6 protein-coding genes are annotated in these 7,987 nt (G+C 55.9%); 5 read left to right on the forward strand and 1 reads right to left on the reverse strand.

Going from position 1 to position 7,987, the window contains the following annotated elements:
* Positions 1-6: 6 nt before the first annotated feature.
* The 5 genes from dnaE (at position 7) to F7D08_RS09445 (ending at position 7,636) form a co-directional block, all read left to right on the forward strand.
* On the forward strand, positions 7-3,564 hold the full coding sequence (dnaE, locus tag F7D08_RS09425; protein ID WP_193316290.1) for a DNA polymerase III subunit alpha: 3,558 nt from the start codon (positions 7-9) through the stop codon (positions 3,562-3,564).
* A 22-nt stretch (positions 3,565-3,586) separates the two neighbouring features.
* The gene (locus F7D08_RS09430; RefSeq protein WP_152210382.1) at positions 3,587-3,994 is read left to right on the forward strand and encodes a DUF4186 domain-containing protein; all 408 of its coding nucleotides are present in this window, start codon (positions 3,587-3,589) and stop codon (positions 3,992-3,994) included.
* 82 nt (positions 3,995-4,076) lie between these two features.
* Positions 4,077-4,958 carry an aldo/keto reductase gene (locus F7D08_RS09435; protein ID WP_152210383.1) on the forward strand — a complete coding sequence of 294 codons (882 nt, stop codon included), beginning with the start codon at positions 4,077-4,079 and terminating at the stop codon, positions 4,956-4,958.
* Positions 4,959-5,114: 156 nt separating this feature from the next.
* Positions 5,115-6,992: an oleate hydratase gene (locus tag F7D08_RS09440; RefSeq protein WP_152210384.1), complete on the forward strand. Its 1,878-nt coding sequence runs from the start codon at positions 5,115-5,117 to the stop codon at positions 6,990-6,992.
* A gap of 143 nt (positions 6,993-7,135) precedes the next feature.
* Positions 7,136-7,636 (forward strand): GNAT family N-acetyltransferase, encoded by a 501-nt coding sequence (locus F7D08_RS09445; RefSeq protein ID WP_152210385.1) that lies wholly within the window; start codon positions 7,136-7,138, stop codon positions 7,634-7,636.
* 160 nt (positions 7,637-7,796) lie between these two features.
* On the opposite strand, the gene F7D08_RS09890 is transcribed toward F7D08_RS09445, so the two are convergent.
* Positions 7,797-7,987, reverse strand: a 191-nt coding sequence (locus F7D08_RS09890) for a hypothetical protein (RefSeq protein WP_226803472.1), incomplete at its 5' end; no start/stop codon positions are given.

The raw sequence follows: 7,987 nt of genomic DNA on the forward strand, positions 1-7,987 counted from the left end.
GAACGCATGGCTGAAATGGGGAACTTCGTACATCTGCACAACCACACGCACTATTCGTTGTTGGATGGTGCCTCGAAGATTCCGGCATTGGCGAAGCGCGTAGCCGAATTGGGCATGCCTGCCGTCGCCATCACCGATCATGGCAACATGCACGGTGCCTATGAGATGTACACCAATTGCGTCTCCAACGGGGTCAAGCCGATCATCGGCATCGAGGCATATGTGACCCCGGAAACCGCCCGTCAGGATAAATCCCGCGTGCACTGGGGCACCGAAGCCCAACGTCGCGACGACGTCTCCGGTGGTGGTTTGATTACCCACATGACCATGTGGGCCGAGAATGATGAAGGTCTGGTGAACCTTATCAAAGCTTCCTCAGTGGCCAACCTCGAAGGTCGCGTGATGCGCTACCCGCGTATGGATAAGGAAGTATTGGCCACGTACTCCAAGGGTGTGATTGCGTCCTCCGGATGCCCGTCCGGCATCATCCAGACGCGTTTGCGTTTGGGGCAGTTCGATGAAGCCTTGCGCGCAGCCGGTGAGTTTCAGGACATCTTTGGCCGGGATAATTTCTTCATTGAGCTGATGGACCACGGGCTTTCGATTGAGACGCAGGTGACCAAGGATCTGCTGACCATCGCGAAGAAGCTCAATGCCCCTATTTTGGCGACGAATGATTCGCATTACGTGCATGCCGAGGATGCAGGTGCCCAGGATGCGATGCTGTGCATCAATTCAGGTTCGCGTCTGGATGATCCGGACCGGTTCAAGTTCGATGGTACAGGCTACTACATCAAGACCGCCGAGGAGATGCGCACCCTGTTCAAGGAATTCCCCGAGGCATGCGACAATACGCTTCGAATCGCCGAACGTTGCAATGTGATGTTCGACGACCATGAGGACGGTGCGTTCATGCCGAAATTCCCCTGCCCCGAGGGGTGGGATGAGACCTCCCTGTTTTTGAAGAAGGTGGAGGAGGGGCTGGAGAAGCGCTATGACGGCAACCCTCCGCTTGAAGTCTTGAAGCAGGCGGATTATGAGTGTGGCGTGATTTGCCAGATGCAGTTCTGTGGCTACTTCCTGGTGGTCGCGGACTACATCCAGTGGGCCAAGGACCATGGGATTATGGTGGGGCCGGGCCGTGGCTCGGCGGCAGGCGCAATGGTCGCCTACGCAATGGGTATCACCGAGTTGGATCCGCTGAAACATGGCCTGATCTTCGAGAGATTCCTGAATCCGGAGCGAGTCAGCCTGCCGGATATCGACGTCGATTTTGACCCTGAGGGCCGCGCCCGTGTGATCGAGTATTGCGGTGAGAAATACGGCACCGATAAGGTCGCGCAGTGCGTGATCTACGGCACGATCAAGACGAAGCAGGCGTTGAAGGATTCCGCCCGTATCATGGGCTACGAGTTCTCAGTGGGCGAGAAGGTCACCAAAGCGTTGCCTCCGGCCGCCACGGGTGGCAAGGATATCAGCCTGCACGATATCTTCGACCCGACGGCGAAACGCTATGCGGAGGCCCGTGAGTTCCGCGAGATGTACGAATCAGATCCGGATGCGCGCCGTATCACCGACGAGGCCAAGGGCATCGAGGGGCTGATTCGCCAGACGGGTGTGCACGCATGCGCCACAATCATGGGTAGTGCGCCGATTACCGATACATCGCCGTTGCTGGAACGTACGGATGGTACGATCACTACCACGTTCGAATACCATACGTGCGAAACGCTGGGACTCGTCAAGATGGATTTCCTTGGTCTTTCCAACTTGACGGTGATTCATGACACGCTCCGGAACATTGAGGCGAACGGCAAGCCGGCCATCGATTACACGAAGATTCCATTGGACGACAAGCCCACGTACGAGCTGCTGTCGCGCGGTGACACCTTGGGTGTGTTCCAGCTCGATTCCGATGGCATGCGCTCCCTGCTCAAGACATTGAAGCCGGATAACTTCAACGATATCTCCGCACTGATCGCCCTGTACCGACCGGGCCCGATGTCGATGGACTCGCACACCAACTATGCCAAGCGTAAGAACGGTTTGCAGAAGATCACGCCGATTCACCCGGAGCTTGAGGAGCCGCTGAAGCAGGTGCTCGACGAGACATACGGCCTGATTATCTACCAGGAGCAGGTGCAGTCCGCCGCCCGTATCCTGGCCGGCTATTCGTTGGGCAAGGCAGACGTGCTGCGTCGAGCCATGGGTAAGAAGAAGCCGGAGGTACTGGCCAAGGAGAAGGTGCCGTTCTTCGCCGGCATGAAGGAGCACGGCTACTCCGAGGAGGCTGCGAACGCCGTGTGGGACATCCTGGTCCCGTTCTCCGGTTATGCCTTCAATAAGGCCCACTCCGCCGCCTACGGTCTGATTTCATACTGGACCGCGTATTTGAAAACCCATTACCCGGTCGAGTTCATGGCCGCTTTGCTGCAGGGCGCCGCCACCAACAAAGACAAGACCGCCTTGTACCTTGGCGAGGCACGTCGCATGGGCATTCAGGTACTCTCGCCGGACGTCAATGAATCAGTGTATGAGTACTCCGCAGTCGGCGACGTGGTTCGATTCGGTCTGGGTGCCATTCGCAACGTAGGTGAGAAGGCCGTGGCGGACATCATTGCAGAACGAGAAGGGCCACGCGGCAAGTTCGTGAACTTCATGGACTTCATTCGCCGCGTGCCTCTGACCGCATTGAACCGCCGTCTGGTGGAATCGCTGATCAAGGCCGGCGCCTTTGACTCAATCGACCCGAATCGTCGTGCTCTGTTCACCGTGCACGAGGCTGCCATCGATTCGGTGGTGAGCCTGAAACGCAAGCAGGCCGAAGGACAGTTCGATCTGTTCTCCGACGACGAGGATGGGGGAGCCGAGGCCATGGGCGACGCCTCCGTCACCGTGCCGGACATTGAGGAGTGGGACAAGAAGACGAAGCTCAACTTCGAACGTGAAATGCTGGGCCTGTATGTCTCCGACCATCCGCTCTCAGGCATGCAGGCAGTGCTGGCGGGACTCAGGGAGATGTCGATCGCACATTTGATTGACCGTGCCAAGACCATGCCGGATGGCCAACAGGTCACTTTGGCGGGTTTGGTGACCGGCGTGGACCGTCGCGTCTCCAAGAAGGGCAATCCCTGGGCCATCGTCACCATCGAAGATATGGAAAGCTCCATCCAGTGCATGTTCTTCGGCAAGGTGTATGAGGCCGCTGCAGCCGAGCTTGCCGTGGATGCTGTGGTGCAGATTCGTGGACAGGTGGAACTGCGCGACGAAACCGTGTCCTTGAGAGCCACGGAAATGCAAGTGCCTACCTTGGAAGCCGAAGATGAGCGCCCGCTGGTGATTACGCTGCCTACGATGGCTTTGGAACGCGATCGCATGGCCCGTCTTGGCCAGGTGCTGGCCAGCCATCCTGGATACAGCGAGGTTCATCTTGCCGTAATGGATGAGAAGGGCAATGCGCAAGTGCTGACGTTTGGCGATCGATTCCGTGTGAAACGTGATACGTCGCTTTTCGCTGAAATCAAGATCCTCTTCGGTCCGAGCTGCCTGCCCGCCGCTGCGTGATTCGGGACTACCATACCGAACTGTGGCCAACACAAGAGACGAGCAAAACGGACAGGACGAACAACGCTGGATAGCTGAGACCTTGGAACGATTGTCTCATTCGAAGTTCCGCGCCAGGTTCGTGCTCTCGGATAAGGACCGTGCCTACGCGCGCGCAAAAGGCAAGACAGTCATCAACCGCCATGCGCATGAGATGCTGCGCGATCGCGTAGGTGCCGCCGAACCGAAAAACGATGGCAAGCAGACGCCGTGGCGCGGTCACCCGGTGTTCACCGCTCAGCATGCCACCGCCACCTGTTGCCGAGGGTGCATCGAAAAATGGCATCATATCGTCCAAGGTCGTGAACTGAGCGATGAGGAAGTGAATAGACTCGCGGATTTGGTCATGGCATGGATCGAGCGTGATTTGACTCACCATCCAGTGCAGTAGTCGGACAGGATACTAGCCAGAAGAACGTCGCAAACTTACAATGGGCGAGGAACATTGGTCGCATTGAAGGGAAGCGATATTGATGAGCCAGCAACTCGAATCGCCATCAATCATGTTGCAGGACAAGAGCAAATCCGTCATTCCGCAAATCGGATTCGGTACGTTCCAGATTCCTCCGGAAGATACCCAGCGCGCCGTAGAAGAAGCATTGGAAATCGGTTACCGACACATCGATACCGCAGCCGCCTACTACAACGAGGAACAGGTTGGCGACGCGCTCAAAGCGACCGGCATGGCAGATAAGGTTTGGGTGACCACCAAGCTGCGTAACTGCGATCAGGGCTATGATTCGGCGATGGTGGCATTTGAGGAATCACGCAGGAAGCTCAAGGTCGATGTCATCGACATGTACCTGATTCACTGGCCATTCCCGGCAGCCGGTTTTTATAAGGAAACCTGGCGTGCGCTATTGAAACTTCGCGATGAAGGTGCCATTCGCGTACCTGCCGTCAGCAACTTCCTACCTGAGCATCTACGTGCCATCATTGAGGATTCCGGCGAAGTGCCCGCAGTCAATCAGATCGAGGTGCATCCGCGATTCAGCCAGCCGGGCAATCTTGCATTCTGCAAGGCGCATGGCATCGTGGTCGAGGCATACAGCCCACTTGGCCACGGCAAGGATATCGAATCCGCTCCAGTGGTTGCTGCGGCGCAAGCGCACGGCGTGACCCCCGCGGAAGTGGTGCTGCGTTGGCATACACAGGAAGGTCGCATCATCATTCCGAAGTCGAAGCATGTGGAGCGTATGCGTCAGAACCTTGCCAGCGCGAGCTTCGACCTGACGTCTGCCGAATTGGCCGCCATTGATGCATTGGATGAGCCGAACGGCAATGTGAGTTCCAATCCGGCCACGTTCACGCATTCCCAGTCGTGGGCCGACCAGCACGTGCGCGGCAATATCTGAGACGCTTTCCATTGTTCCTCAGCGCGAGCTGATGATTGCACAGGCATAATGCCGCACAACGCCGAGAGTTGCCTATGGCAAACTTGGCAGTAATGCGACATTATGTCTGTTAAAAGGTTGACGTAATGTCAATAAATTCTCCAAAGGAGGAGTGCCATGTACTATTCCAACGGTAATTACGAAGCCTTCGCCCGTCCAAAGAAGCCTGCGGGAGTTGATCATAAGCATGCCTACATCATTGGTACCGGACTCGCCGCGTTATCTGCAGCATGCTATCTGGTGCGCGACGGTCAAATGCCCGGCGATCATATTCATATCCTTGAAAAGGATCCGGTGCCGGGCGGCGCTTGTGATGGCGCGGATATTCCGGGGCTGGGCTACGTGATGCGCGGCGGACGCGAAATGGATAACCATTTTGAGGTTATGTGGGATTTGTTCCGCTCGATTCCATCCATCGAAACCGAGGGTGTAAGCGTACTGGACGAATACTATTGGCTCAACAAGGAGGACCCGAACTATTCCCTGTGCCGTGCCACCAAGGATCTCGGCAAGGATGCGGGGTTCCAAGGCAAGTTTGGTCTGAGCGATAAGGCTTCGCAGGAAATCATGAAGCTGTTCTTCACGCCTGACGAAGAGTTGTACGACAAGCCCATCACCGATTTCTTCGATGATGAAGTGCTGAATTCCAACTTCTGGCTGTACTGGCGCACGATGTTCGCATTCGAGAACTGGCATTCCGCGCTGGAGATGAAGCTGTACATCAAGCGTTACATCCACCACATCGGCGGCCTGCCTGATTTCTCGGCATTGCGCTTCACCCGTTACAACCAGTACGAGTCAATGATTCTGCCGATGGTCAAGTATTTGGAAAGCCATGGTGTGCAATTCCAGTACAACACCAAGGTGGAGAATGTGGAATTCGCCATCGGCGGTGGCGACGGTCCTAAGCGCGAGCACACCGGAGTGGGGCAGGACACGATTCTGAAGATTCAAGCCACCTCCGGTGTCTTCAAGCGCAATCCGTACAGCTCTCCTACCAAGAAGCTTGCCGTGCGCTTGGATATCGATCATGAAGGGGAGAAGTCCTCGATTGATTTGACCGCGGATGATCTGGTGTTCATTACGAATGGCGGCTGCGTGGAAAACTCCACCATGGGCTCCCAGAATTCGCCGGCCGCATGGAATCCGGACTTGAAGCCAGGTGGCGGTTGGGATATGTGGCGCAATATTGCCAAGCAGGATCCGAGCTTCGGTCATCCGGACAAGTTCTGCTCAGATCCACAGGCCACCAAGTGGATGAGCGCCACTGTCACCACGCTTGATAAGGAGATTCCTCCGTACATTCAAAAAATCTGCAAGCGTGATCCGTTCACCGGTCATGTGGTTACTGGCGGCATCGTAACCGTTACCGATTCCAACTGGCTGCTGAGCTGGACGCTGAATCGTCAACAGCAGTTCCGTGACCAGCCCAAGGATCAGCTGTGCGTATGGGTTTATGGTCTGTTCCCGGACAAGCCCGGCAATTATGTGAAGAAGCCGATGACTGAATGCACCGGTGAGGAAATCTGTGAGGAATGGCTCTACCACATGGGTGTGCCGACCGACAAAATCGAGGCGCTCGCCAAGAACCATGCGAACACGGTTCCGGTGATGATGCCGTACATCACGGCGTTCTTCATGCCGCGCGCGGCCGGCGATCGCCCGGATGTGGTGCCGGACGGTGCCGTGAATTTCGCATTCCTCGGACAGTTCGCCGAAACCCCGCGTGACACGATTTTCACCACTGAGTACTCGATGCGCACCGGCATGGAAGCTGTGTACACCTTACTTGATGTGGATCGCGGCGTGCCGGAGGTATGGGGCAGCGTCTACGACGTGCGCAACCTGCTCAACGCCACAGTCAAACTGCGCGATGGCAAGCCGGTGACCGAAATGAAGCTCAACTTCATCGAAAAGGCAGTGCTTGGCAAGGTATTGAAGAAGCTTGATGGCACCGATATCGCCACCCTGCTCAAGGAATACCACGTCATCTGATGAGTTGCCATTACCTTGGATCCCTCTGACGGGACCGAGCCGTGAAGCAAACAGCCCATCTCATTGGCTCCCTCTGATGAGGGAGCTGTCAGCGGCAGCTGACTGAGGGAGAGACCCCGCAAACAGAAAGGCATTACACGAATATGACTGCACCGCGAACTTGGACGATTCGGCACGCTGGTATTGCAGACCTTGATGCGTTGGCCTCTATTGAGGCGGAATGCTTCCCTGCTGCAGAAGCGGCAAGTCGCGCAGCAATCCAAGCGCGGTTGCAGTCATATCCGGAATGCTTCTGGCTTCTGACGGACGGGGACCGCATTGCATCCTTTATCAATGGCTTCGCGACCAACCGTGCCGATCTCACCGATGACATGTACGAGGATGCTTCGCAACACGACCCTCATGGCGAATGGCAGATGATATTTGGTGTGGATACTGCCCCGTTATATCAGCATCATGGGTACGCCAGCATGCTGATGCAACAAGTCATTGAGGATTCACGTGCGCGTGGACGTAAAGGGCTTGTACTCACGTGCAAGGATCGGTTGGTCGGTTTCTACGCGCGATTCGGATACAAGGACGAGGGTATATCTGATTCCACGCATGGCAACGTGGCTTGGCATCAGATGCGTTTGACGTTCTGATTGGCTTCTTTATTCCTTCCAGATAGAAGAGGGATGGTCAGTATAAGCAGACTGGAGCGAGTTGAACGTGGAATGAATTATTGCGACATGCCGGTAAATGATGAATTATGCTCCACGGTGGCGCAGAAAACGGGCGTAATGTGACAGATAAGGCGTGATTCTACTGATTTTCGACACGCCGATGGAACGCCGGCGTTGCAACGTTTTTGGCGCATTTTAGTATGCCTGATTTGCGTTTGTTTTGGTTGTCGTGTAAGTTATTCACCTGTTGCCGCTCGGCACGGCGGGTTCCGGTTCCTGATGGTTCGGGGGTTGGCTTGCTGGTGTGGTGGTGGTTTGAGAACTCAAGAG

Source organism: Bifidobacterium cebidarum (assembly GCF_009193305.1).
Taxonomy (GTDB): domain Bacteria; phylum Actinomycetota; class Actinomycetes; order Actinomycetales; family Bifidobacteriaceae; genus Bifidobacterium; species Bifidobacterium cebidarum.

Coding starts and splice junctions, on each gene's coding strand:
- dnaE (WP_193316290.1), top strand. CDS start 7: ATGGCTGAAATGGGGAACTTCGTACATCTGCACAACCACACGCACTAT.
- F7D08_RS09435 (WP_152210383.1), top strand. CDS start 4,077: ATGAGCCAGCAACTCGAATCGCCATCAATCATGTTGCAGGACAAGAGC.
- F7D08_RS09440 (WP_152210384.1), top strand. CDS start 5,115: ATGTACTATTCCAACGGTAATTACGAAGCCTTCGCCCGTCCAAAGAAG.
- F7D08_RS09445 (WP_152210385.1), top strand. CDS start 7,136: ATGACTGCACCGCGAACTTGGACGATTCGGCACGCTGGTATTGCAGAC.